Origin of the sequence: Comamonas sp. A7-5, from assembly GCF_039581385.1 — a bacterium.
In the GTDB taxonomy this organism is placed as follows: domain Bacteria; phylum Pseudomonadota; class Gammaproteobacteria; order Burkholderiales; family Burkholderiaceae_C; genus Comamonas; species Comamonas thiooxydans.
In genome coordinates, this window is record NZ_JBCPWO010000001.1 from 543,643 (window position 1) to 569,536 (window position 25,894).

General features: G+C 62.0%; 24 protein-coding genes. 10 read left to right on the forward strand and 14 right to left on the reverse strand.

The features are described from left to right. Nucleotides 1–63 precede the first annotated feature (63 nt). From AAIL67_RS02445 to AAIL67_RS02480, 8 genes are all read right to left on the reverse strand, one after another. The gene (locus AAIL67_RS02445) at nt 64–1,206 is read right to left on the reverse strand and encodes an acyl-CoA dehydrogenase family protein (protein ID WP_343483313.1); all 1,143 of its coding nucleotides are present in this window, start codon (nt 1,204–1,206) and stop codon (nt 64–66) included. After that, nucleotides 1,203–3,176, reverse strand: coding sequence for a biotin carboxylase N-terminal domain-containing protein (locus AAIL67_RS02450; protein WP_343483315.1), 1,974 nt, complete (start codon nt 3,174–3,176; stop codon nt 1,203–1,205). The genes AAIL67_RS02445 and AAIL67_RS02450 overlap by 4 nt, the downstream gene beginning before the upstream one ends. Beyond that, on the reverse strand, nt 3,173–4,006 hold the full coding sequence (locus AAIL67_RS02455; protein WP_343483316.1) for an enoyl-CoA hydratase/isomerase family protein: 834 nt from the start codon (nt 4,004–4,006) through the stop codon (nt 3,173–3,175). Before AAIL67_RS02455 ends, AAIL67_RS02450 begins: the two co-directional genes overlap by 4 nt. Nucleotides 4,007–4,016: 10 nt before the next feature. After that, a complete protein-coding gene (locus AAIL67_RS02460) occupies nt 4,017–5,195 on the reverse strand; it encodes an acyl-CoA dehydrogenase family protein (RefSeq protein WP_045839102.1) in 1,179 nt (392 codons plus the stop codon). Nucleotides 5,196–5,247: 52 nt separating this feature from the next. Then, nucleotides 5,248–6,891: a carboxyl transferase domain-containing protein gene (locus tag AAIL67_RS02465; RefSeq protein ID WP_045839103.1), complete on the reverse strand. Its 1,644-nt coding sequence runs from the start codon at nt 6,889–6,891 to the stop codon at nt 5,248–5,250. Further along, nucleotides 6,888–7,778: an SDR family oxidoreductase gene (locus AAIL67_RS02470; RefSeq protein WP_034351693.1), complete on the reverse strand. Its 891-nt coding sequence runs from the start codon at nt 7,776–7,778 to the stop codon at nt 6,888–6,890. Before AAIL67_RS02470 ends, AAIL67_RS02465 begins: the two co-directional genes overlap by 4 nt. Continuing rightward, the gene (locus AAIL67_RS02475) at nt 7,778–8,437 is read right to left on the reverse strand and encodes a TetR/AcrR family transcriptional regulator (protein WP_343483317.1); all 660 of its coding nucleotides are present in this window, start codon (nt 8,435–8,437) and stop codon (nt 7,778–7,780) included. The genes AAIL67_RS02470 and AAIL67_RS02475 overlap by 1 nt, the downstream gene beginning before the upstream one ends. 76 nt (nt 8,438–8,513) lie before the next feature. Further along, on the reverse strand, nt 8,514–9,533 hold the full coding sequence (locus tag AAIL67_RS02480) for an AraC family transcriptional regulator (RefSeq protein WP_012837849.1): 1,020 nt from the start codon (nt 9,531–9,533) through the stop codon (nt 8,514–8,516). 125 nt (nt 9,534–9,658) lie between these two features. Between AAIL67_RS02480 and AAIL67_RS02485 the strand changes: the two genes are divergently transcribed. The 8 genes from AAIL67_RS02485 to AAIL67_RS02520 all read left to right on the forward strand — a co-directional run bounded on the left by AAIL67_RS02485 (nt 9,659) and on the right by AAIL67_RS02520 (nt 16,902). Next, nucleotides 9,659–10,843 (forward strand): lipid-transfer protein, encoded by a 1,185-nt coding sequence (locus AAIL67_RS02485; RefSeq protein ID WP_063660819.1) that lies wholly within the window; start codon nt 9,659–9,661, stop codon nt 10,841–10,843. 11 nt (nt 10,844–10,854) lie between these two features. Beyond that, the gene (locus AAIL67_RS02490; protein WP_034351687.1) at nt 10,855–11,295 is read left to right on the forward strand and encodes a MaoC family dehydratase N-terminal domain-containing protein; all 441 of its coding nucleotides are present in this window, start codon (nt 10,855–10,857) and stop codon (nt 11,293–11,295) included. Nucleotides 11,296–11,307: 12 nt separating this feature from the next. Continuing rightward, nucleotides 11,308–11,721, forward strand: coding sequence for a MaoC family dehydratase (locus AAIL67_RS02495; RefSeq protein ID WP_343483319.1), 414 nt, complete (start codon nt 11,308–11,310; stop codon nt 11,719–11,721). 30 nt (nt 11,722–11,751) lie between these two features. Beyond that, complete coding sequence (locus tag AAIL67_RS02500) at nt 11,752–12,582, forward strand: SDR family oxidoreductase (protein ID WP_343483320.1); 831 nt, start codon at nt 11,752–11,754, stop codon at nt 12,580–12,582. A gap of 2 nt (nt 12,583–12,584) precedes the next feature. Next, complete coding sequence (locus AAIL67_RS02505; RefSeq protein ID WP_080746247.1) at nt 12,585–13,742, forward strand: acyl-CoA dehydrogenase family protein; 1,158 nt, start codon at nt 12,585–12,587, stop codon at nt 13,740–13,742. A gap of 42 nt (nt 13,743–13,784) precedes the next feature. Then, complete coding sequence (locus AAIL67_RS02510) at nt 13,785–15,341, forward strand: long-chain fatty acid--CoA ligase (protein ID WP_343483321.1); 1,557 nt, start codon at nt 13,785–13,787, stop codon at nt 15,339–15,341. Then, on the forward strand, nt 15,341–16,123 hold the full coding sequence (locus AAIL67_RS02515; protein WP_343483322.1) for an enoyl-CoA hydratase-related protein: 783 nt from the start codon (nt 15,341–15,343) through the stop codon (nt 16,121–16,123). Before AAIL67_RS02510 ends, AAIL67_RS02515 begins: the two co-directional genes overlap by 1 nt. A gap of 134 nt (nt 16,124–16,257) precedes the next feature. Beyond that, the gene (locus tag AAIL67_RS02520; protein ID WP_034351677.1) at nt 16,258–16,902 is read left to right on the forward strand and encodes a 3'-5' exonuclease; all 645 of its coding nucleotides are present in this window, start codon (nt 16,258–16,260) and stop codon (nt 16,900–16,902) included. A gap of 72 nt (nt 16,903–16,974) precedes the next feature. Here AAIL67_RS02520 and AAIL67_RS02525 read toward each other — a convergent pair whose 3' ends face one another. Further along, on the reverse strand, nt 16,975–18,171 hold the full coding sequence (locus tag AAIL67_RS02525) for a GGDEF domain-containing protein (RefSeq protein WP_034351676.1): 1,197 nt from the start codon (nt 18,169–18,171) through the stop codon (nt 16,975–16,977). A gap of 208 nt (nt 18,172–18,379) precedes the next feature. On the opposite strand from AAIL67_RS02525, the gene AAIL67_RS02530 reads away from it, so the two are divergent. Continuing rightward, on the forward strand, nt 18,380–19,657 hold the full coding sequence (locus tag AAIL67_RS02530; RefSeq protein WP_343483323.1) for an aminotransferase class I/II-fold pyridoxal phosphate-dependent enzyme: 1,278 nt from the start codon (nt 18,380–18,382) through the stop codon (nt 19,655–19,657). Between the two features lie 27 nt (nt 19,658–19,684). Here AAIL67_RS02530 and egtB read toward each other — a convergent pair whose 3' ends face one another. From egtB to AAIL67_RS02550, 4 genes are all read right to left on the reverse strand, one after another. Continuing rightward, the gene (gene egtB / locus AAIL67_RS02535) at nt 19,685–21,013 is read right to left on the reverse strand and encodes an ergothioneine biosynthesis protein EgtB (protein ID WP_343483324.1); all 1,329 of its coding nucleotides are present in this window, start codon (nt 21,011–21,013) and stop codon (nt 19,685–19,687) included. After that, nucleotides 21,000–21,932, reverse strand: a complete 933-nt coding sequence (gene egtD, locus AAIL67_RS02540; RefSeq protein ID WP_034351672.1) for an L-histidine N(alpha)-methyltransferase — start codon at nt 21,930–21,932, stop codon at nt 21,000–21,002. Before egtD ends, egtB begins: the two co-directional genes overlap by 14 nt. 530 nt (nt 21,933–22,462) lie before the next feature. After that, complete coding sequence (locus tag AAIL67_RS02545) at nt 22,463–23,077, reverse strand: OmpW family outer membrane protein (RefSeq protein WP_003080665.1); 615 nt, start codon at nt 23,075–23,077, stop codon at nt 22,463–22,465. A 203-nt stretch (nt 23,078–23,280) separates the two neighbouring features. Then, the gene (locus AAIL67_RS02550; RefSeq protein ID WP_034351669.1) at nt 23,281–24,300 is read right to left on the reverse strand and encodes a DUF808 domain-containing protein; all 1,020 of its coding nucleotides are present in this window, start codon (nt 24,298–24,300) and stop codon (nt 23,281–23,283) included. Nucleotides 24,301–24,443: 143 nt separating this feature from the next. On the opposite strand from AAIL67_RS02550, the gene AAIL67_RS02555 reads away from it, so the two are divergent. Next, a complete protein-coding gene (locus AAIL67_RS02555; RefSeq protein WP_034351667.1) occupies nt 24,444–24,653 on the forward strand; it encodes a hypothetical protein in 210 nt (69 codons plus the stop codon). Between the two features lie 33 nt (nt 24,654–24,686). Here AAIL67_RS02555 and AAIL67_RS02560 read toward each other — a convergent pair whose 3' ends face one another. After that, nucleotides 24,687–25,892 carry a VWA domain-containing protein gene (locus tag AAIL67_RS02560; protein ID WP_034351664.1) on the reverse strand — a complete coding sequence of 402 codons (1,206 nt, stop codon included), beginning with the start codon at nt 25,890–25,892 and terminating at the stop codon, nt 24,687–24,689. Nucleotides 25,893–25,894 lie beyond the last annotated feature (2 nt).

Consider the following 25,894-nt stretch of genomic DNA (forward strand, 5'->3'; position numbering starts at 1 on the left):
AGCGTTTCAGGCTGATTTCGCTCAAATTTCCCGGTAACGGCTGAGGCCGCTGCAACAGCCGCGCTAGATACGCCACTGGCGCGCGGCCAGCTCTTTCATGATTTCCTCGGTGCCGCAGCCAATCGTCAGGACCTTGACTTCGCGGTAGATGCGCTCGCTCAGCGTGCCGCGCATAAAGCCCATGCCACCCAGAATCTGCACCGCCGTATCGGCGCAGAACTGCATGGTCTGGGTGGCGTGGTTCTTGAGCACGCAGACCTCGCCCACCCAATCCGCACCGCTATCGCCGCCATCGGCACGTGCGCAGACGGCGTTGAGCCAGGCTTCGGTGCTACGCAGGCGCTGCTGCATGTCCACCAGCTTGTGGCGTATGACCTGATGCTGATTGAGCGTCACGCCAAAGGTCTGGCGCTGCTGGGCCCAGGCTAGCGCCTCGTCATAGCAGGCCTGGGCAAAGCCCAGTGCACCACAGGCAATGCCCAGGCGCTCACCGTTGAAGTTCTGCATGATGGCGCGAAAACCCTCACCCTCGGCGCCGAGCAAATGGCTGGCCGGCACGCGCACACCATCAAATAACAGGTGGGCCGTGTCCGAGCATTGCCAGCCCATCTTGTGCAACGGGCTGCGTCTCAAACCCTTGCTGCCGCCAGGCACCAGGATCAGGGAGATGCCGGATGCACCTCTCTCCTCGCCCGTGCGCACCGCCACCGTGATCCAGTCCGCACGCATGCCCGAGGTGATGAAGGTCTTCTCGCCCTCGATCACATACTCGTGGCCATCGCGCCTGGCCCTGGTACGCAGCGCCGCTACGTCCGATCCGCCGCCGGGCTCGGTAATCGCCAGCGCCGCGATCTTGCGGCCCAGGAGCACATCGGGCACCACCTCCTGCTTGAGCGCATCGCTACCCAGAGCCACCACGGGCGGCAGGCCGATGTTGTGCGACAACAGGCTGGCCAGCACGCCACCGCTGCCCCCATAGCGGCACAGCGCCAGCCACAAAGCGGCGCGCAGACCGTGCGTGGCCGCGGTACCGCCGAGCTCCTCGGGGTAGCCGATGCCCAGCAGCCCCAGCTCGGCGGCCTGCCGATAGAGCTGGCGCGGGAACTCGCCAGCCTCGTCCCAGGCCGTGACATGAGGAGCGATTTGCTCGCGCGCAAAGCGACGCACCATGTCATAGAGCATTTCGCGTTCAGTGGCATCAGTCATACAGTGCCTCCAGACATGGGCGCCAGTTTCAGCAGCACCTGGCCCGGCGCCACCTGCTGGCCGGCATTGACCAGCACGGCCTCCACCCTGCAGTCGGCCTTCACGCTCAGGCTGTGCTCCAGCTTCATGGACTCGACGACCACGACCACATCGCCGGCCTTCAGCGCCTGCCCGATCTCCACGCCCAGCTGCACCACCCGGCCGTTGAACGGGGCGCGCAGCTCTGCAGTCTGGCCCGCTGCTGCGGCATTCTCGGGCGGGGCATAGCTTGCATCTTCGACCCACCAGTCCACGCCCCCAGCCTGCAGATGCCAGCGCGAGCCGCCCTGCCCGGCGGGCAGCTCTACGGCCTGCACGGTTTGGGTCATGCCCGCAGCTCTCGCTCGCCAGCCATAGGTCAGCAACTCGTCGACCTGCAGCAGCGCAGGCTCGGCGCCGTGCCGCTGCAGCAGCCAGCTGTCTGCGGTCTCGGGCCGCAGCATCAGCTCCTGCGTCCGGCCTCGGTGCTGCAGCTTGCGCAACTGGGCATAGCTGCAGGCCAGCGGCCCCGGCCGTTGGCCCACGGCGCACAGCGCTCCCCAATGCTGGTGTGCCAGGACTTCCTTGTCCCGCTGCTGCTGCTGCAAGCGTTGCGCATCGCTCGCCAGATAGGAGATCAGAGCCTGACCCCGCCTGAACACCTCGTCGTTCAGGCACTCAATCAGAAAGGCGCGATTGGTCGGCAAGCCCAGCACCGTGAGCCGGCCCAGCGCATGAATCAGCCGGTCGATGGCTTGCTCTCGCGTTGGCGCATGGACGATCAGCTTGCCCAGCATGGCGTCGTAATAGGGAGTGACTTCGCTGCCGGTGTGCAACGCGTGGTCAAAGCGCAGCGGCGCGCGACTGAAGACGGCGGCCTCGGGTGCCGAGAAATGCCGCACCACGCCGGTATGGGGCTGAAAGTTCTCGTCTTCGGCACACAGTCGCACCTCGATGGCATGGCCGTCGAACTGAACCTGCTGCTGCGTCAACGGCAAGGCCTCGCCGCGCGCCACGCGAATCTGCCACTCGACCAGATCCAGGCCCGTCAAGGCCTCGGTCACAGGATGCTCGACCTGCAGTCTGGTATTCATCTCCATCAGATAGAACTGTCGGCCTTCGACCAGAAACTCCACCGTACCCGCACCCACATAGCCTGCCGCCTTGGCCAGGGCCACGGCACAGCTGCCCATGTGCTCGCGCAGCTCGGCGTTGACGGCCGGACTGGGGGCCTCTTCAATGATCTTCTGGTGGCGACGCTGAACCGAGCAGTCGCGCTCCCCCAGATGAATCACATGACCATGCCCGTCGGCAAACACCTGAACTTCCACATGACGCGGGTGCATGACGGCACGCTCCACCAGCAAGTCACCATTGCCGAAGCCCGCCAGGGCTTCCGAACGCGCACTGTTCAGAGCGGCATGCAGCTGCTGGGCACTTTCCACCAGCCGCATGCCGCGCCCCCCACCACCTGCCACGGCCTTGACCATGACAGGGTAGCCAATCATGGCTGCTTCGTCGGCAAAGCGCGCATCGCTCTGGTCATCGCCTGCATAGCCCGGCAGACAGGGGACGCCATGGGCCTTGGCCAGTTGCTTGGCGGCCGCCTTGCTGCCGAGCTGGCGAATCGCTGCCGGCGGCGGGCCAATCCAGATCAGGCCCGCTTCCTGCACGGCCTGGGCAAAGCCCGCATCCTCACTGAGAAAACCGTAACCGGGATGAACGGCATCGGCCCCTGTCGCCTTGGCGGCCGCCAGCAGCTTGTTCACATCCAGATAGCTCTGTGCCGATGTCAGCCCGCCCAGCGCATAGGCCTGTGTGGACTGTTGCACATGGAGGCTTCCCGCATCCGCATCCGAATACACCGCCACGGTCTCTATGCCCATGCACCTGGCGGTGGCCATGATGCGCAGCGCAATCTCTCCACGATTGGCAATCAGAATGCGCTTCATGATGTACCTCCTGCAAGGCAGGTCCAGGGAGCGGGCTGCTTGCTGGCAAAGGCCTTAAGCCCCGCCCCCGCTTCGGCGCTGCGCAGTGCACTGGCAAAGGCCTGCGCGCCCTGCTTCAGCGACGCATCCAGACTTTGCCCGCCAATGGCTGCCAGCAGCTTTTTGGTGGCGGCCACCGCCTGCGGTGCGGCCCGAGCGCAGATCTCGAGCTGCTGCTGCAGCTGGCTCTGCCAGTGGGCAGCGTCTGTGGCCTGGATCACGGTCTGCACCAGGCCTGCCTGCTGCGCCTGACTTGCGGACCAGCGCTGCCCGCCCAGCAGCCATTGACGCGCACAGCCATCGCCCAGCCTGCGCAGCACAAACGGCGCGATCTGCGCGGGCACAATGCCCAGCGTCACCTCGGGTGTGGCAAAGACGGCCTGCTGATCCGCCACCACCCAGTCGGCCACGCAGACCAGCCCTACACCGCCGCCCATGGCTGCGCCCTGCACGGCAGCGATCAGCAACTGGGGCAGCTCTGCCAACTGCTGCAGCAGATGACCAAACTCGCGGTTGACCTGAACCAGCGGGTCCTGCGCGCCCGCAGGCAGCGGAGAGCCTATGCTGCTGGCAAAGCCTCCGAGGCTGCCGCCCGCACAGAAATGCCCGCCGTTGCCGCACAGCACGACCACGCGCAGCAGTGAATCCTTCTGCGCTCTGGCGGCGTGTTCGCGCAAGGCCCGCACCAGCTCGTCGGTCAGGGCATTGCGGGTTTGCGGCGAATTCAGCCGCCACCATTCCACAAAACCGTTGCCCAAGGGAAGACGTTCGATTTCAAGCACCTGAGTCATGCGCCGCTCCTCAGTGCGCCTGGCGCTTGATCAGCCCCATGGTCTTGCCGATGATGCCCAGCATGACCTCGTCGGCACCGCCGCCTATCGAGCCCAGACGCCCGTCGCGGTACAGGCGCGAGACGCGGTTGTCCCAGGTAAAGCCCATGCCACCCCAGAACTGCAGACAGGTGTCGGCCACTTCGCGCGTCAACCGCCCCGACTTCAGCTTCGCCATGCTGGCCAGCTGCAGCGCATCCTGGCCCGCCATATATATCTGTGCGGCACGGTAGGTCAGCGCGCGCAGCGCCTCGACTTCGGTCTGCAGCTCGGCCAGCTTGAACTGCACCCATTGCTGATCGATCAGGGTGCTGCCGAACATCTGTCGCTGCTGTGCCCACTCGATAGTCTGCTGAATGCAGTCCTCCATGGCGAGCAAGCCGCTGGCCGAGGCCCAGAGCCGCTCTTCCTGAAACTGCTGCATCTGATAGATAAAGCCCTGCCCCTCCTGACCCACCAGATAGCGCTGCGGCACGCGCACCTCGTCAAAGAACAGCAGGCCCGTGTCCGAGGAGTTCATGCCGATCTTGCGCAGCTTCTGCGCCACTTCCACGCCCTTGGTCAGCTTGCCGCGCGGGCCCTCCCGCAGCGGCACCATGATGAGACTTTTATTCTTGTGCACCGGTCCATCACCGGTGTTGACCAGCATGCACATCCAGTCCGCCTGAATGCTGTTGGTGATCCACATCTTCTGGCCGCTAATGATGTAGTCATCGCCATCCTTGCGGGCATGGCTTTTGATACCCGACACATCGCTGCCCGCACCGGGCTCGCTCACGCCGATGCAGCCCACCATATCGCCCGCGATGGCGGGCGCCAGAAACTGATCGCGCAAGGCGTCGCTGCCAAAGCGTGCCAGCGCGGGCGTGCACATATCGGTCTGCACGCCAATGGCCATGGGCACGCCGCCGCAGCGGATATGACCCAGAGTCTCGGCCATCATCAGGCTGTAGGAATAGTCCAGCCCCGAGCCGCCATAGGCTTCGGGCTTGGTCAGGCCCAGCAGGCCCAGATCGCCCAGCCCCTTGAAGACCTGGTGAGCGGGAAAGATTTCCTCTTCCTCCCATGCGTCGACATAGGGATTGATCTTCTCGTCGATATAGCGCTTGAGGGTCTTGCGCACTTCCAGATGTTCATGGGTCCATTGCATGGCTTGTCTCCGTCGAGTTCTGTTTGGAAGAAGTGGGGGAAGAGGCGCGGCACTACATGCGTGCGACCCCGAACTGCATGGGGCGCACCGTGCGCTGCTGCGCTTCGTGCAAGGTCTGCAGGCAGAAGGAGAGCACTGCGCGCGTGTCGCGCGGATCGATCACGCCGTCATCCAGCAGCAAGCCGCTGGTGACCAGCGCATCGGCCTGGGCTTCGAACATGGCCACGATCTGGTCGTACTGCTTTTGCATCAGCTCGGCATCGACGGGCAAGCCCTTGCGTGCCATGGCGGCCTCGGTGACCTGGCGCATGGTGCTGGCCGCCTGCTCGCCGCCCATCACCGCCGTCTTGGCACCGGGCCAGCTGAAAAGAAAGCGCGGCGCATAGCCGCGGCCGCACATTCCGTAGTTGCCCGCACCGAAGCTGGCCCCGCACTGAATAGTGATCTGCGGCACGGTGGCATTGGTCACGGCCTGGATCATCTTGCTGCCGTGCTTGATCATGCCGGCCTGCTCGCTGTCCTTGCCCACCATATAGCCCGTGGTGTTCTGCAGATAGATGATGGGATGACCGAGCTGGCACATCCATTGGATGAAATGCGCAGCCTTGTTGGCACCAGCCACATCGATGGGACCGTTGTTGGAGATCAGGCCCACGGCATGGCCCCCGATATGCGCCTGCGCACACAGCGTGGCCGCACCGTAGCCGGACTTGAACAGCAGCAGCTCGGAACCATCGACCAGCCGCGCCATGACTTCGTGCATATCCACTGGCTCGCGATGGTGCGCCGGCATCAGCCCCAAGAGCTCATCGGCCTCGTAACGCGGCTCGACGATTCCTGAACCGGCAGCCTCCCGTTTGGATATATCAAGCGCTTCAGGCCTTTTCCACTGGGACAGCTGAGACACCACAGCGCGTGCCATGCCCAGGGCTTGGCGGTCGTCCTCCGCGAGATACTCGCCCAGCCCCGAGACACTGGTGTGCATCTCGGCACCACCCAGCTCTTCCTCGGTCGCAATTTCACCAGTCGCCGCCTTGAGCAAGGGCGGTCCAGCCAGAAAGGCACGCGAGCGACCGCGCACCATGATGACCACATCCGACAACCCCGGCATATAGGCACCGCCAGCCGTGCCCGAACCATGCTGCACGGTGATGACAGGCAAACCTGCGGCCGACAACCGCGCCAGGTTGCGAAACAAGGCTCCGCCCATCACAAAGCCCTCGACGCGGTAGCGCATGAGATTGGCTCCCGCGCTTTCGACCAGATGGATGAAGGGCAGCTTGTTCTGCAGCGCGATCTCCTGCACGCGCAGCATCTTGTCCAAGCCTTTTTCCTGGATGGCTCCCGCCTCGATGCCCGAGTCGCTGGCCACGACCATGCAGCGCACGCCGCTGACAAAGCCAATGCCGGCTAGCATGCCGCCGCCGGGCACGGATTTTTCAGGGTCTGCCCTGTCCTGCAGATAGCCTGCCAGTGAGCACAGCGGCAACCAGGGGGCCCCCGGGTCCAGCAGCAAGGCCACGCGCTCGCGCGGCAGCAACTGGCCACGCTTTTCAAACTGCGGCTTGGAGCGTTGCGATGCCTGCGCGGCGCGCTGCTCCAGCTCACGCAGCGCGGCGATGCGCGCCAGCGTGGCGGCCCGGCGCTGCTGCGCCTGCTCGCCAGCTGCATTCCATTGCGATGCAAAGACGCTCATGACTGAAACACCTTGGGAGTCTGGTAGAGAGAAAAGCCATCAAATGCACGCACTGCGCCGCGTTGCTGCACCTCGGCACTGGCGGCCACCGGCCCCATGCCCATGCGCACCTGGGGACGGGCGCCATCGACGCGCAGCACCGTGCCGCTGATGAAACTGGCTGCGGGACTGAGCAAAAACACGATGGAGGCGGAAACCTCGGCCTCGTTACCAAAGCGCCCCGCAGGCACGGTAGCGGGCATCTTGCGCAACATGGCAGCCGCTTCGGGTGGATAGTGATCCATGCCGCTGGAGGCGATGTAGCCGGGTGCGATGGCATTCACACGCACGCCATGGGGCGCCCATTCCGCAGCCGCCGTCTCGGTAAGGCTGACCATGCCTGCGCGCGCCGCGCCGCTGTGCCCCATGCCCGGCATGGAGCCCCACATATCGGCCACCATATTGACGATGGAGCCGCCATGCTCTGCCATGTATTGCACAAAGCATTCGCGCGCCATGAGGAAGCCGCCTGTGAGGTTCGTGTCCAGCACGGCCTGCCATCCCTTGGCTCCGATGCTGGCCAGGGGCGCAATGTATTGCCCACCCGCGTTATTGACCAGGGCATCGATGCGCCCGTGGCGGGCCAGAACCTCGGCCACCAGCGCTTTGACGGCAGCCTCATCCCGTATATCCGCTCCGTGCCGGCTGACTCTGTCTGCCGGTACTCCGGCCTGCTGCAACTCGGCTTGGACAGCAACCAGCTTGTCCTGATTACGTCCCACCAGGGCAACTGTGGCGCCCAGGGATGCCAGCTCGTGCGCAACACAGCGGCCGATGCCCGAGCCGCTACCGGTCACCACAACCACCTGCCCCGCAAACAATGCGGCACGGAATACGGATTGGTACATCAACGCTCTCCAATGAATAAAGCCAGGGCTTGCTCGGTAAGCTCATCCAGCGTCAGCCCCCGGCCCTCGGTAAACCATTGAGCCGTCCAGTTCAATGCGCCAAAGATCAGCAGTCGCGCGATTTCGGGACGGGCCTTGAGCTTGCCCGTGCGGTGCAGCGCCTGCAGTGCAGGCATCCACTGCGCTTCGTAGGCATCCTTTTGTGCGCTCACCTCCATGCGCTGCGCATCGCTGAGCAAGCGCCATTCGTAGAGCATCACGGGGATGAAGTCGCTCTCGCCGCCGACCATGATTTGCAGATGATTGCGCACCAGAGCGCTCAGTCGTTCCACGCCGTTGGCACGTGCCCCCAGTGCTTGCAGCGCAGCGTTCTGACTCACCGCAGCCTGAGTCATTCCATCCTGCATCACCGCGTGCAGAATGGCTTCCTTGCTCTCAAAGAAATAGAAGATAGACCCCGACTGCATACCTGCAGCGGCGGCGATGTCACGGGTGCTGGTGCCGTGAAATCCGCGCTGCCTGAACAGCTGCGCCGCGACCTTCACCAGCTCGCCACGACGCATGCTTTCATTGCGCTCATCGGCCGACTTCGGAGGCCTGCCGCGACCGCGCTTTTTTACTATGACTGCTTCATGACTTGTTTGCATGAGACGCAGCATATCGGCCTTTGCTATTTTTACCAATCATTTGCTTTGTAAAAATAACTAGGGCTTGTACGCAAGGGTTTTCAAGAAATCAGCTCTCAACCGGCCTGGCACGGTAAAGGCCTGGCGAGCTGCCCGTCCAGCCCTTGAAGGCACGCTGAAACGCCGCTGCGTCGGCAAACCCCAGGTCTGCCGCTAGCTCCGTAAAACTGACTTTGCTGGTTCCCAGTCGGGAGACCGCGATATCCCGGCGTAGCTCATCCTTGATGGCCTGAAAGGAGGTGCCCGCAGCCGCCAGCTTGCGCTGCAGCGTAGGGGCCGACATGTTCAGCTCAGCGGCCGTGGCTTCCAGCCCCGCCCACTGCGGACGCGACTGCAGCAAATGGGCATGCACACGGGCATCCACACCTTCTCCCGTACGCGGCGGCATGATGGCTGCCGCCGGCCAGCTGGCCACAAAGGTCTGCAGTGCCTGCTCGTCGCGACTGCAGACACGGGCGAGCTTGCGCGCATCAAACCAGAATGCCGAAAACGGCAGACCGAAATGCAATGGCGCCGGAAAGGTATCGCCGTAGTCGTTGGCGTAATCAGGCTGGCCGAAGGCAAAGTCAAAGTGCTGCACCTTGAGCGTACCGCCCATCAGCCAGGCAGTAAGCCGCCACAGCACGCGCAGGGAAAACTCATAGAGGAAATTGGGCAAGGGCTCATCGCCCACAGGGCGCAGCACAATGCCTGCCAGCGCTCCATCACGCACCAGTTGCACATCCACCTGATCCTGCAGCAGCACATGGGCCTGGCACATGCGCTGCAACGCGGTCTCCATCCCGTGCCCTGAAAGGGCCTGACGCGCAATCAGCTCCAGACTGCCGCGCTTGAGCGGTCTGGAGAATTGGCACATGGCCTCATCCCCCAGCATCTCCACCACTCGCCACATCAGCGCCACATACTGGTCTGCCGTGACTCTGGCGCCGTCCTGCGCCAGCAGCAAAGGGGCTATGCCGGCACGCAGCAGCAGCTCCTCGCAGTCATGGCCGCGTCTTCTCACCCCGGCAGCAATACCCCGCACCAGCGCCATGGAGATCGTGAAAGGAATGATGGAAGCAGCAGCCATGAACAGATCACATTGAGGTCTTTTGACATACGAAAGATGCGCTCGGCAATGGGTTTGCGCATCGGTAATTCCTACGATGGCTCTCATTGCCCAACACCTGTTTGCCACTTTCCCAAGGAGCCCCCATGAGTCGCAATGTGTTTGTTGCCGGCGTAGGCATGATTCCATTTGCCAAGCCCGGAAAGAGTGATCCCTACTTCCAGATGGGCTCCAGCGCCACGTCCCTGGCGCTGGCAGATGCAGGCCTCGCGTATGACGCAGTGCAGCAAGCCTATGTGGGCTATGTCTACGGTGACTCCACCGCCGGTCAGAGAGCGCTGTATGAGGTGGGCATGTCCGGCATTCCCATCATCAATGTCAACAACAACTGCTCCACCGGCTCCACCGCACTGTTCCTGGCACGTCAAGCCGTGGCCAGCGGCGCTGCCGACTGTGTGCTGGCCCTGGGGTTCGAGCAGATGACCCCTGGCGCACTGGGCTCGGTCTTTAGCGACCGGCCCAGCCCCTTTGACCGATTCGAAGCGGAAACCGATGCCCTGGTCGGCGACAACGGCGTGCCACTGGCCCTGCGCTACTTCGGCGGAGCAGGCAAGGCCCATATGGACCAGTACGGCACGCAGCTTTCCACCTTTGCCAAGATCCGCGCCAAGGCCAGCCGCCATGCAGCGCGCAATCCCCTGGCCCTGTTCCGCACCGAGGTGTCAGAGGAGGAGGTCATGGCCTCTCCCGTGATGTGGCCGGGCGTCATGACCCGGCTCATGGCCTGCCCACCTACCTGCGGCGCGGCGGCGGCCCTGCTGGTGTCCGAAGCCTATGCGCTCAAGCATGGCCTGGACCACAGCGTGCGCATCCGCGCCCAATCCATGACCACGGACAGCCCTAAGACCTTCGAGGCCCACGATATGCGCGAAGTGGTGGGCTTCGGCATGGCTCAGGACGCTGCCCGTCAGGTCTATGAACAGGCCGGCATCAGCCCCGAGGACGTTGATGTAGTGGAGCTGCACGACTGCTTTGCACAAAACGAATTGCTGACCTACGAGGCCTTGGGCCTGTGCCCTGTGGGCGGTGCGGAAAAATTTGTCTGCGACGGCGACAACACCTACGGCGGCAAGTTTGTGACCAATCCATCGGGCGGTCTGCTATCCAAGGGACACCCGCTGGGCGCCACCGGTCTTGCCCAGTGCACAGAATTGGTACAACAGCTGCGCGGCCGGGCCGATCAGCGCCAGGTTGCCAATGCCCGCCTGGCGCTGCAACACAACCTCGGCCTCGGTGGCGCCTGTGTGGTCACCCTCTACGAGCGCGTCTGAAGGAGCGGCCAATGATTGACACCCAATGGATAGGGCATGACCTGCCCTCTTCTGAGCTCAGCCTGGACCGCAGCCGCCTGCGCTTCTTTGCCAAGGCCATCGGTGAAAACAACGCCGTCTATACCGACCTGGAGGCCGCCCGCGCAGCGGGCTACCCGGACCTGCCCGTGCCCCCCACCTTTTTGTTTGCGGCGGAGATGGACAGCGGCGCGTCCGACCTGCTCCTGCAAACCCTGAACATCCCGATCACCAAGATCCTGCATGGCGAGCAGAGCTTTTGCTATCACCGGAGCGCCTGCGCCGGAGACCGCATCACGGTGCAGTCCAGGATCGATGACATCTACAGCAAGAAGAACGGCGCACTGGAATTTGTCGTGAAGTCATCGCGCGCCATCAATCAGAACAACGAGCTGGTGGCCGAGATGCGCTCCGTCATCGTGGTTCGCAACTAGAAAGGACCGGCAATGAACATCCCTCGCTACGACAAGGTCCAGGTTGGAGATGCACTGCCGACCCTCGAACTGTCCCCGATCAGCCGCACCACGCTGGCCCTGTTTGCCGGAGCCTCGGGCGACCACAACCCGATTCACATCGATACCGACTTCGCGCGCAAGGCCGGCATGCCCGATGTGTTTGCCCACGGCATGCTGGGCATGGCCTGGCTGGGGCGACTGCTGACCAACTGGGCGCCGCAATCCAGGCTGCACCGTTTCGACGTGCGCTTTCAGGGCATTACCCATCTGGCCAATGCGATCTCATGCACGGGCTGCGTTATGGAAAAACGCGATGCAGACCGCAGCGTCCGCGTCGAGGTGCAAAGCAGCAACCAGCATGGCCAGACCAAGATCGCGGGCGATGCCTGGATCAGCCTGCCCTGAGAACGTATTGATTCGCCCAAGGAGACTGCAATGACAAGAAAACTCGACGGCAAGGTAGCCCTGGTTTCAGGATCGGGCCGCGGCATAGGCCGCAGCATCGCCCTCAAGCTGGCCAGCGAAGGCGCACGCCTGGTCATCAACGACCTCGATGCCGAACCCGCCAATGAGACCCTTGCCCTGATACGCGAGATGGGCGGCGAGGCCATTGCCTGCGTGGGCAATGTCACCCACACCGACTTTGCCGAGCGCTTTGTCGGCACCGCCGTCCAGCAATACCAGGGACTGGACATCATCGTCAACAACGCCGGCTACACCTGGGACAACGTCATCCAGAAGATGAGCGACGAGCAGTGGTACACCATTCTCGACTGCCATCTGACCGCCCCGTTTCGCATACTGCGTGCGGCTCAGCCCGTCATCAAGGCCTTGTCCAAGGCCGAGCTGGAAGCTGGCCAGCGCGTCATGCGCAAGGTGGTCAATATCTCCTCGGTGGCGGGCCTGTTCGGCAATGCGGGCCAGACCAACTACTCCGTGGCCAAGGCCGGAATCACGGGCATGACCATGACTCTGGCCAAAGAGTGGGGACGCATGAACGTCAATGTGAACTGCGTGGCATTCGGACTCATCAAGACCAGGCTGACCAACTCCGCCGCCAATGGCGAGACGGCCCACATCGAAGGCCGCGACATCAAGGTAGGCGTGAACCCCGGCCTGATGGCAGCCATGGAACAGACGATTCCCCTGGGTCGCGCTGGCACGCCCGACGAAGCGGCGGGTGCCGTCTACCTCTTTTGCCAACCCGAGTCGGACTACATCAGCGGCCAGACCTTGATGTGTACCGGCGGCCTGACCGGGGTCTGAACATGCTGCTGCCCAAACCCTTTCAACATGCCTGGATGAATGCAGATATCGATGCTTTCAGAGAGCAGGTGCGCCGCTACATAGTGCGCGAACTGACACCCCATGTACCCGCCTGGCGCGCTCAGGGCTATGTGCCGCGCGAGATCTGGCGCGGCTTTGGCGCGCATGGCTTTCTGCTGCCCGAGATGGACGAGCAATGGGGCGGCGGTGGCGGCAATCTGGCCTACCAGTTGGTGGTTCAGGAAGAGCTGACCAAGGCCGAAGTACATGCCATCACCAGCGTGCACACCATCGCCTCGCACTACCTGCTGGCCTATGGAACTGAAGAACAAAAGCAGCGCTGGTTGCCCAGGCTTTGCAGCGGCGAATTGCTGGCCGGCATTGCCATGACCGAACCCAGCGTGGGCTCCGACCTCAAGGCCATGCGCACACGGGCCCAGCGCGATGGCGAGCACTACGTCATCAATGGCTCCAAGACCTTCATCACCAATGGCTACACGGCCAATTTGCTGGTGGTGGCCGTGCGCACCGGAGATGCCGGAAGCGGCGGCGTATCGCTGGTGGTGCTGGAGACGGAAAACCTGCCCGGCTTTCGCGTGGGTCGCAGGCTAGGCAAGATCGGCCAGCATATTTCGGACACCGCCGAGCTGTTCTTTGAAGACCTGCGCATACCCGCCAGCCACCTGCTGGGAGGCACCGAGGGGCAAGGCTTCAAGCAGCTGATGAGCCAATTGCCCTATGAACGCATGCTGCTGGGGGTCAGCGCCGCTGCAGCCATCGAGATGGCTGTTGCACTGACCGTGGACTACACCCAGCAACGCAAGGCATTCGGCCAGACGATTGCAGATTTCCAGAACACGCGCTTCAAGCTGGCCGAATGCGCCACCACGGCCCATGTGGTGCGCAGCTTTGTCAACGACTGCATACAGCGCCTGCTCGACGGCACTCTGGATAACGAGGCCGCCTATATGGCCAAGTGGTGGTGCAGCGAGCAGCAGTGCAAGGTGATGGATGAATGCCTGCAGCTGTTCGGCGGCTACGGGTATATGGAGGAATATCCCATCGCGCGGCTGTACACCGATGCCCGGATCCAGAAGATCTACGGAGGCGCTAACGAAATCATGAAGGACCTGATCGCCAGACGCCTTTTCGCCCAATAGCTCTCGCATTGATCGCTTTCTCTGTTTCAAGAAAGGCCAGTCATGTATCTCACGCAAAGCTTGCGTCGCGCCGTGCAGCAGACGCCTCATGCCACAGCCAGCATCTACAACGGTCGCAAACGCAGTTTTGCGCAGCTAGGGGAGCGAGTCGCCCGCTTCGCCGGTGCGCTGCAAGCGCTGGGCACCCAGGCCGGGGACCGGGTCGGGATTCTGAGCCTCAACTCAGACTGGTATCTGGAGTACTACATGGCCTGCTACTGGGCAGGCGCGGCCGTCAATCCCATCAATATCCGCTGGAGCGCCAACGAGATCGCCTACTCCCTCGATGATTGCGACACCCGCATTCTGCTGGTGGATGACAGTTTTGCGCCTTTGACACCGGAACTCCTCAAGCTATCCCGCTCTCTGCAAACGCTGATCCACCTGGGCGATGGTCCTGCCCCGCAGAACATGCTCTCCTATGAAGCGCTGGTGGTAGACAGCAGCCCGGTTGAAGACGCCATGCGCAACGGCGACGATCTGGCCGGCGTCTTCTATACCGGTGGTACCACGGGCTCCCCCAAGGGGGTCATGCTCTGCCATCGCAATCTCTATACCAATGCCATCTCGAGCGTGTCGTCACAGATCGTGCGCGCAGGCAGCATTGGCCTGCACGCAGCCCCCATGTTCCATCTGGCTGACGGTGCGTTCATGAATGCCCTGTTCGCCGCAGGCGGCTGCCATGTCATGGTGCCGCGCTTCGATCCTCTCGCGGTACTGCAGGCCATCGCCAGCACCGGCGTGACCGATACGCTGCTGGTGCCCACCATGATTCAAATGCTGGTGGACCACCCCGATCTGCACAAATATGATCTGAAGTCGCTGCGTCAGATGGCTTATGGAGCCTCACCCATCTCCGAGGGCCTGCTGGACCGGGCCATGCGGACCATCCCCGACGTGGATTTTGTGCAGGCCTATGGCATGACGGAGGTATCCCCCATCGCCACCATTCTTTCCCCCGAGATGCACCGCGAACCAGGCCGGGCCAAGGGCCGCCACCGCAGCGCCGGACGCGCCACGGCCTGCACTGAGGTGCGCATCGTCGATCCCGAAGGGCGAGAGGTGCCGCGTGGCGAGGTCGGTGAGATTGCGGTTCGGGGCCCCGGAGTGATGCTGGGCTACTGGAACAAGCCTGCCGAAACCGAAGCCGCCATCCGTGATGGCTGGATGCATACGGGCGATGGCGGCCGCATGGATGACGAAGGCTACGTCTTTGTCGTGGACCGCATCAAGGACATGATCATTACCGGTGGCGAGAACGTCTACAGCATTGAAGTGGAGAGCGTTATTGCCACCCATCCTGCCGTGGCCTCGTGCGCCGTCATAGGCATTCCCCATGAACATTGGGGCGAGCAGGTCCATGTCTTCATCGTGCTTAAGCCCGGACAGAGCCTGGAAGCCCAGGAGCTGATCCATTTCTGCAAGGAGCGCATCGCCGGCTACAAATGTCCCCGTGATGTTTCCTTTGTCGAGGCCATGCCGCTATCCGGTGCAGGCAAGATCCTCAAGACCAGCTTGCGGGCCCCGTTCTGGGCCCATCATGAAAGAAAGGCCACCTGATGTCTGATCTGGTTCTCTGGGAAGTTCGCAACGGCGTAGGTCATATGGTTCTGAACCAGCCCGAGCGGGGCAACGTGATCAGTACGGCCATGGCTCACAGCCTGAAGGCGGTGGTAGGGCGGGCCTGCAACGCGGATATCGGTGCCCTGCTCATTTCCGCAAGCGGTAAGCAATTCTGCGTCGGGGGCGATATCAGCGAGTTTGGCGAACATCGCGAGCGACTGGCACCGCTGATCGGCGCCATGCTGGATGTGCTCAACCCTGTCATGCATCAGCTGGCCAGCTTGCCGCTGCCAGTCATCAGTGCCGTGCAAGGCCCTGTCGGAGGTGGTGGCATCGGGCTCGCACTGTGTGCGGACCTGGTACTGGCCAGCCGTCACATGTTTTTGCGCGGAGGGTACTCCGCCATCGGCCTGAGCCCGGATCTTGGTGTATCGGGCTATCTCACCCGCCGTGCCGGTGCTGCCAGGGCCAAATACATTCTGATGAGCAACCGCGCCGTCACGGCCGAGGACTGTCTGCGCATGGGCCTGGTCGACGAGCTGCACGAGCCCGAACAGCTGCTGGCCGCGGCAACCGCGCTGGCCGAAGAGCTTGCCGGCGGCCCCACAAACTCCTTGGCGGGCATCAAAAGCCTCTGTGACTCGGCACATCGGCAAGATCTTCAGCAGCAACTGGGTGCCGAGCGCGAAGCCATGCTGGCCTGCGCCCGCTCCAGCAACAGCCTCGAAGGCGTGACTGCCTTTTTGCAAAAGCGCAAGCCCGTGTTTCAGCGTCGCTAAATCGTTTGCCTGTTTTTTAGGCGCAACAGGCAAAGCCTTGCCAGTCAAGGCTTTGCGCATCTATTCCGATATTTACCCACAGGCCAGACCACATGTTCTGGGGATAAGCACGAAGCTGGTGTGTAATTACCGACATGCCCCGATTGATTGCACCCAGCAAGGACGAAAGTGCCCTGCTCCCTCCGTTTCTGGAATTGCCCGAACATGCAATCCACATACCGCAGTCCGAAACCGAATTTGAAGCCGCCTTCAAGGCCATGAATGCCGAGCCCGTGCTCGGCTTTGACACTGAAAGCAAACCCATCTTCAATATTGGCCAGCAAGACAGCGGCCCTCATCTGGTGCAGCTTGCCACGGCCAGTCAGGTCTGGCTGCTGCAACTGCATAGGCCCATGGCTCTGGAAGTGTCGCGCATGGTGCTGGCTGCAGAACATATCTGCAAGGTCGGCTTCGGGCTCGATAACGATAAACACTCCCTGCCCCGCAGGCTGGGGGCGCCGCTGATCAATATTCAGGATCTTGACAGCCGCTTCAAGCGGCTCGGCTATGGCCCATCAGTGGGTGTGCGCGCTGCCGCAGCGCTGGTGCTCCAGCAAAGCTTTCGCAAGTCCAAGCGCACCACCACCTCCAACTGGGCTGCCACAGAACTCAGCCCGGCCCAGCGACGTTATGCCGCCAATGACGCCCATGCTCCGGTCGTGATCTATGCCCGCCTTCCCGCCTGGGAAAGCACACAACCAGTCCTTCCCCGACGCGGCCCCAGGAGTCCGAGGTCGTAAACGTTCAGCCCTCAGATCGCGAAAAGAAGCCAATCGTCAAAGCACCATAAGCTCTGCGCCCGACAGCGGGATTCAGGCAATCATTCTCCATTGCAGCTCGCTCTCGTCCTGCGCAGAGCTCATGACACAATCCCGCCCTGCCTTCTTGGCCTGGTATAGCAGCGCATCGGCCCGAGCCAGTGCCTGCTCGAAATCCTGTGCGGAACTGAGTGCAGCAATGCCGAAACTGGCTGTTACCTTGAGTTGCGCAGCCAATCCTCCGAGCACCTGGCTTTGCAAGCGCTCACGCACACGCTCCACAATGGCCTGCGCTTCGAACAGCTGTACTCGCGAGAGCAGCAAGACAAACTCCTCTCCGCCGAAGCGGGCAACCAGATCGCAGTCTCTGACCTGCTGAGTCAGCAACTGTGCCAGTTGCTGTAGCACCTGATCGCCGGCCGCATGGCCCCAGTTGTCGTTGATGTATTTGAAATGATCGATGTCCACGGCAACCACGGCCCAGGGCACCAGCCGCTGATCGGCCAAGCGCGACTCTGCGGCCTCCATGAAGGCGCGGCGATTGAGCAGGCGCGTCAAAGAGTCACGGTTGCGCTCTTCGCGCAATGTCGTCATCACATCCCTGACCGAGCAGGCCAGCAATCCAACGGCAAACCACATCGCAAACAGAAGCGCTATGGCCTGGGTGAGCAACCAGTATCCAGATCGGGTCAGCTCCTGCACTTCGTGAACGGGCAACAGACTTACGGCCGCCGGCCTGAACAAGGCATAGCAGACGTTGAGCCCATAGGCCCAGCGCACGCCACGCTCCAGCCAGTCCTTTGACGAATCGGCCTTGAGAAACGCCGGCATGGCCAGGGTCAGCTGCAAGGCCATGGCCAGAGCCAGGCACTGCACGCGGACCCATAAATCATTCTCGATCCGGGAAAAATAGAACAGCACGGACAGGGCGACGACAGCGATCAACAGGCCGCCGGCCACGCTTGCCCCTGCCGACCCCAGCCGCAAGGACATGCCCTGCGCCAGCGACCAGGTTCCCAGCAAATACAGGCATGCCGTCATCAGGGCGAAATGACTCAGTTGCGCATTGCTCATCAGGCTTTGCGCAGCCAGAGCTGTCGCGAGCAGCACATAACCGCCCACCAGCCAGAGCAGGAACAGCGCACGCGGCTGTCGGCGCTGCACATACCAGCAAGCCAACAAGGCAAACCCGAACAACACCACGCAAGCCGGCGCAATCAAGGCAAAGTACAAATCTGCAGGCTGGCCCAATTGAGGTTCTCCGCGCAGGAAACTGTGAATTCAACGTCGTCCATTCTCCGGCGAGAAGTATCTCCAATATTCCAATACATCGCTCGCTTTCACTCTGGCATAAGCACATAGCCATTAGGTCGTTCTCCCGAGTCAGCGTCCTGCCCATAATCAATGACGCCAAAGCTCTGGCTGTGGCGTTCGAATAACTTGCCAAAGAGACACACACATGCGCATAGAGACACTCGCCGTACATGCCGGCTATTCCCCCGACCCCACCACCAAGGCTGTGGCCGTGCCCATCTACCAGACGGTGGCCTACGCGTTTGACAGCGCCCAGCATGGCGCCGATCTGTTTGATCTGAAGGTCCCGGGCAATATCTACACGCGCATCATGAATCCCACCACCGACGTGCTGGAAAAGCGCGTCGCGGCGCTCGAAGGCGGCATTGCAGCGCTGGCCGTGGCATCGGGCATGGCAGCCATCACCGCCGCCATCCAGACCCTGGCCGAAACGGGTGACAACATCGTGTCGGCCAGCACGCTCTACGGCGGCACCTACAACCTGTTTGCCCACACCTTCCCGCAGCAAGGCATCGAGGTGCGCTTTGCCGATCCACGCGACCCGGCCAGCTTCGGCAAGCTGATCGACGCCAGGACTAAGGCGGTATTCATCGAGTCCATCGGCAACCCGCTGGGCAATGTGACCGATATCCGCGCTCTGGCCGATGTGGCCCACCGGCACGGCGTGCCGCTGATCGTCGACAACACCGTGCCCTCTCCCTATCTGCTGCGCCCGTTCGAGCATGGCGCTGACATCGTCGTGCATTCGCTGACCAAATACCTGGGCGGCCACGGCACCAGCGTTGGCGGGGCGATCGTGGACAGCGGCAAGTTCCCCTGGGCGGAGCACAAGGCCCGCTTCAAGCGCCTGAACGAACCCGACGTCAGCTATCACGGCGTGGTCTACACTGAAGCACTGGGCCCCGCCGCCTTCATCGGCCGCGCCCGCGTCGTTCCGCTGCGCAATATGGGCGCCGCCATCTCGCCGCAGAACGCCTTCCAGATTCTGCAAGGCATCGAAACCCTGGCCTTGCGCATGGACCGCATCTGCGAAAACACGCAGAAGATTGCAGAAACGCTGCAAAAACACCCCAAGGTGGAATGGGTGCGCTATGCAGGCCTGAAAGACCACCCCGACCACGCCATCGTGCAAAAACAGTCTGGCGGCCGCGCATCGGGCATTCTGTCGTTCAGCCTCAAGGGCAGCGAAGGCCGTGCGGCCGGTGCGCGTTTCCTGGATGCGCTGCAGCTGTTCACGCGCCTGGTCAATATCGGCGATGCCAAGTCGCTGGCCACCCACCCTGCTTCAACCACGCACCGTCAGCTGGATACGGACGAACTGGCCAAGGCCGGCGTGACCGAAGGCATGGTGCGCCTGTCCGTGGGCATCGAGCATATTGACGATCTGCTGGCCGACCTGAACCAGGCGTTGGAACAGGTCTGAAGCGGGCTGAGACTCCGGCGCGCGACTTCAGGCATCGCGCGCCAGTCGCAGCCCCGTCATCTGCCAGCGAGCCGTTGCGGGAAAGAAGTTGCGATAGGTCAGCCGCGCATGACCGGCAGGCGTGAGGCAGGAACCTCCGCGCAGCACATACTGGTTGACCATGAATTTCCCGTTGTACTCACCCACGGCACCCTCGGCCACGCGAAAGCCCGGGTAGGCAGCATAGGACGAATGCGTCCACTCCCAGACCTGGCCGATTGCCGCTCCATGACAGCCGGCCGTGGCTTCAGGGTGCAGGCTGGCATGGCCCGCAGACCGGGACGCAGGCCATTCATGCAAGCCCATTGCCACTTCCCACTCCATCTCCGTCGGCAGGCGCGCACCGGCCCAGCGCGCATAGGCATCAGCCTCGAAATAGGAGATATGGCAGACAGGCCTCAGCGCATGCAGAGCCGTCACGCCATACAGGCTGAACTCCTGCCAGCCCGCATCACCCGCAGCATCCTCAGCTTGCCTCCAGTACCAGGGGTGGCTCAGTTGCTGGGCCTGGCACCAGTCCCAGCCTTCGGCCAACCACCATTGAGGCTGGCTGTAGCCACCATCCAGCACAAAGCGCAGAAACTCGCCATTGTTCACGGGCCTCGATGCAATCTGCGCAGCTTGCACATAGACACTGTGCCTGGGCATTTCATTGTCAAACGCAAAGCTGCCGCCGCCATGACCTATGCTGTAGATGCCCGCCTCAAGTGGCAGCCATGTGAGATCGGCATAGGCCTGCACGCAATTCTCCTCTGCCACCCCATCTGACGCATAAGCAGGCCAGAGCGGGTGACAAGAAAGCAAATGCTTGATATCGGTGAGCATCAACTCCTGATGCTGCTGCTCGTGCTGCAAGCCCAATGCGACGAGCTGAGCAACGACCTGCTGCGTCGTCGGACTTTTCTCTTTCATGGCGGCCATCAGCGCCAGCATCTGCTCATCCACCACAGCGCGATAGGCCATGACCTGCGCCAGAGCCGGTCTGGTCAGCAAGCCCCGCTGGGCTCTGGGATGGCGTTCACCCACCTGCTGGTAGTAGGAGTTGAACAGCATGCGAAAACTGCCGTCAAAAGCCTGAAGCCCTGGCTGGTGCACGGCCAGTACAAAGGTTTCAAAGAACCAGCTGGTATGGGCCAGATGCCATTTGGCAGGACTGGCGTCCGGCATGGATTGCACGCAGGCGTCTTCTGCAGACAAGGGCGCAGCCAGCTTTTGCGTGCAGGCCCTCACCCGCTCGAACTGCTGCGCCAGCACTATCCAGTCCCTGGCAGCAGGTGCCATGAAAAATGGCCGCACCATGGTTTCAGGCTTGGGCATGAATGACGGCAAACCATTGCTGCTCATCGGTCCAGACCCTGGGTTCGGCAAATCCCGCGCATGCCAGCATGGAGAGGAAATCGGACAGCGGGTATTTGTAGCTGTTCTCCGTATGGATGGTCTCGCCCTGAGCAAAATAGCGCAGGCCCTGAGGCCAGCACACCATGACGGGGCGACGGGCGCGCAAATGCATCTCTATCCGCGATGTCCGACTGTCGAAGCGCGCCTCATGCGCCCAGTCCTGAAGATTGAAATCGCTGCCCAGCAGACGGTTCACATGATTGAGCACATTGAGATTGAATTCGGCTGTGACGCCCTGCTCATCGTCGTAAGCGGCTATCAGAACCGGTACCGGCTTGGGCAGATCAATGCCAATCAGCAGCCCGCCGTCGCCCCCCAGAAGTGAATGCATATGTCCGAGCATATGCAAAGCCTGCTGCGTATCGAAGTTGCCGATCGAGGAGCCAGGATAGAACAGCTCACGCCGTGTCTGTGGCACGCCTGAAGGCAAATGCCAGTCCCCCGTGAAATCCGCCGCAACCGCACGAGCCGTAAGTCGCGGGAAGTCATGCTCCAGCCTGGCCACAGCGGCCTGCAGAAACTCGACCGCAATATCCACTCCCAGAAACTGCTGCGGCCCCACGCTGCGGCACAGGCGTCGCACTTTTTCGCAATTGCCCGCTCCCAGCTCTATCAACACCTGGCAACCCGCCATGGCCTGGGCGATCTCCAGGTCGTAGCGGGCCATGATGGCAGCCTCGGTTCTTGTGGGGTAGTACTCGGGCAGCTCGGTTATCTGCTCAAACAGGGCGCAGCCATGCGCGTCATATAGGAACTTGGGAGAAATCTGCGCCTGCCGCTGCATCAGCCCCTGCGCCAGCTCATAGCGCAGATGCGTCGGGGGGGCATACGCGTCCATGAAGCTGCAACCCTCGTCCTGAAGCGGTGGAGGTCTCAACGAGGACGCCAGAGGCAATGGAATGCGCCCTGCGCGTGATGCAAACTCTATCGATGCTGCCTGCCTGTCCGGTGTCGCGCGCATGCTGATCCTCCTGATGAGCTGATCGCGCGATGCAGCCATTGCCCGCGCCATCACTGCCAAGCCTGCTTTAGAACGTGCTTACCGCGTTGGAGTGCAAGGAGATCGTAAACACGTTCTTAGGCCCTCAGCCTAGCGCGGCCGGCAATCGGCAGAAGTAGGACTGAAGCCAGCGATCCTTTTACTGCATGCGCATGCAGCAATGCTGACAAAGTCAATATTGGCCAAAGAATTCAGCAAAAAAAATCGGTACCCCGCGCTGGCGGAATACCGATCTAAACATACACCCTAGCCTCCGAAGTCATCAGGCCATGCCGACCTGCTGACTCCGATGCACCGCAGAGCCTGCGGTGCGTGCCTCGCCTGCGGGAAGAAGGCCGCAGACAAGAACACTCTTTGCCGTGAAGCTATCAGAAGCGATAGCCCACGCCCACACCCACCAGCCATGGGTCAACCTTGAACTTGGTGTTTTCAAACACGCCTGCACCTGTGACCTTGGTACCCAGATACACCTTCTTGATGTCGAAGTTCAGCGACCAGTTCTTGTCCAGCGCATAGTCGAAGCCGACCTGCAGCGCGCCGCCAAAGCTGTTCTTCTTCACGGTCACGGCACCATCCAGGATGTCCACGTTCGAGAAGCGTGTGTAGTTCACGCCTGCCCCCACATAAGGCTTGAAGGCCCCGAAGTTGGTGAAGTGGTACTGCGCCAGCAAGGTGGGGGGCAGATGCTTGAGCGAACCGATCTTGCCGCCATTCAGGCGCACATCATGCTTTTGGGGATAGGTCAGCACCAGCTCTGCCGCAATGTTGGGCGTGAAGAAGTAGGACACGTCCAGCTCAGGCATCCACTTGTTGTTGATGCTCACGCCTGCGTCTCCGGCAGCGCCACCGTTGTCGCTGTCCAGATGCAGAGCGCGCACGCGAACCTGCCAAGGGCTGGAGCCGTCAAACGAAGATTGGGCAAAAGCGGTACCGGCCGTCAGGGCGCTGGCAACAGCAGCAATCGCGATCAGAGTCTTTTTCATGGGTTCTTTCCTTGAAGAATTGGGTGAGTGCAATGCTTTGCATCCCTTGGCATCCATTGAAGCAAAGCCACTGCCACACGGGTTTGTCCCAGGTCAACCCGCACACCAACACCGCAAAGAAAAAAGCGGACGTTGCCCATCGGCCACGTCCGCCCAGGACACTGATGAAGCGCAAAAATTTGCTTCAGCAGTGATGGTAGTCGTCAATTCGGATGAGCCACCCTGGCTGGTCGCAGCTTGTGCCACAACTCCATGCACACCACAACCGCACCGCCAATGACGGCCCCAACCAGCACATGTACCAACACCGGTCCCAGCGCTGCAACAATACCGCCCGTGGGCACAATCACCTGCTCTATCCAATGTTCGACAGGCTCTATGCCGTGCACCAGCAAGCTACCGCCCACCATGAACATGGCAGCCGTGCCCACGATGGACAGCCCGCGCATCAGCCACGGGGTAAAAGCAATCAGACCACGGCCCATGGCCTTGGCAGCGCTGCTGCTCTTGGCCATCAGCCAGCCGCCCACATCATCCATGCGCACGATCCCGGCCACCAGTCCATAGACGAACACGGTGATGGCCAGAGCTACTGCGATCAGCACCGAGGCCTGCTCCCAGATGGGTTTGGCGGACACCGTACCCAGCGCAATCGCCATGATTTCGGCCGACAAGATAAAGTCCGTGCGCACGGCCCCCTTGACCTTCTGCTTTTCGTACTCCATCGGGTCCATCTGCTTTTCACGCGCGGCACGCACCGATGAAGGCGCAACACCTTTATGGGTAGCCTCCTCGGCATCCACCACGGCATCATGCGCATCATGCTTTTTGTGCTTGTGAAACAGCTCAAGGATCTTTTCCACGCCTTCGAAGCACAGAAAAGCGCCCCCCACCATCAGCAAAGGCGTGATCAACCAGGGCACAAAGGCGCTGATCAATAGCGCTGCGGGCACCAGGATGGCCTTGTTCATCAACGAACCTTTGGCCACCGCCCAGACCACTGGCAACTCCCGATTGGCCTTCACTCCCGTGACCTGCTCGGCATTGAGAGCCAGATCATCGCCCAGCACGCCGGCCGTCTTCTGCACCGCCACCTTGGTCTGTGTGGCCACATCATCCAGGATTGCTGTGCTCTTGCCCGCAGCGGTCTTGGTCATCAAGGCCACATCGTCGAGCATGCTTGCAATATCGTCTAGCAGCATCAAAAGGCCGGCACCTGCCATCGCACTCCCCAGTTGGTTTCAATGTCCACTATCATGCCTGCAAACCGTGCAGCGACTGCAGCAGGAAGTTGCCAATCGCCTACGCGATCAGCACGGCCAAGGCTTTGCAGCGACAATGAGCGCCCTCATCGAACGGAAACCCTGTGACTCAAGCCATCGCTCATGCCGAACTGATTGCCAGCTACCGCAAACTTGCCGCAGAGGCCGCCAAGAAGGCGGAACTGGTCAAGGCCGCAGCGGGCAAAGGCCCCAAGACCATTGCAACGGTCAGCGAAACCGCTGCCAAGGCCGCGCGCCGCCGCGATGTGATGGCCGCCAGACTGGCCAAGCTTGGTATCGATCTGCCGGGCTGAGCCTCAACAAGCAGCCTTCTTCGGGCAGTCTTCTTATTTGCTGGTCTTGAAGCCCTGTGTCGCCGCCCAGGCGGCCACATCGTCGCGGCGGATGGCCGCTGCCATGAGCTGTGGAAAGGCATCGGGGGTACAAGCAAACGAGGGCACGCCCAGTGCCGCCAGCTTGGCAGCCAGTTCCGCGTCATAGGCCGGCGCACCCTCGTCGCTGAGCGCCAGCAACGTGATGAACTGCACACCTGCTTCCACCAGCTCGTTGGCGCGGCGCAGCAGGCCCGACTCCACACCGCCTTCGTAGAGGTCGGAGATCAGCACCAGAATGCTGTTGCGCGGCTCGCTGATCAGCCCCTGGCAATAGCCGACCGCACCGTTGATATCGGTGCCGCCACCCAGTTGCACGCCAAACAGCACATCGACGGGATCGTCGAGTTTTTCCGTCAGGTCAACCACGGCCGTATCAAACACCACCAGCTTGGTGGCCACGGCCGGCAGGCTGGCCATCACCGCACCGAAGATGCTGGAATAGACCACCGAGTTGGCCATGGAGCCGCTCTGGTCAATGCACAGAATCACCTCGCGCTGCGGGCGGCGCGCCTTGCGTCCATAGCCGATCAGCGTCTCTGGAACAATGGTCTTGTACTCGGGCTGCCAGTGGCGCAGGTTGGCGCGTATGGTGCGATTCCAGTCGATTTCTGCATGGCGCGGGCGTCGGTTGCGCTGGCTGCGGTCCAGCGCCCCGGCCACGGCACTGCGCATGGGCTCCTCGAGCTTTTTCATCAGCTCGTCCACCACCTTGCGCACCACCAGCCGCGCCGTGGCCTTGGTGTTCTGCGGAATCACCGAGCCCAGCGAAATCAGGTCCGCCACCAGATGCACATCGGGCTGCACGTTCTCCAGCATTTCGGGCTGCAGCAGCAGCTCGCGCAGATTCAGACGCTCCATGGCATCGCGCTGCATGACCTGCACGACCTGGCTCGGAAAGTATTTGCGGATATCGCCCAGCCAGCGCGAAACCGAAGGCGAGGAGTTGCCGCGTCCGCCCTTGCGCGATGCCAGCTTGCTGTCTTCCTCATACAAGGCGGCCAGCGCCTGGTCCATCTCCTGCAAGCGGCCCGTCACACCGCCGCAACTGGCGTCAGCGGGGCTGCCCAGCACCATGCGCCAGCGCTGCAGCCGAGTGGTGGGCTGCAGCTCTTCGGACTCCTGTTGCGGCTCGGTCGCCAAATTTGCTGTTTGATTCATCG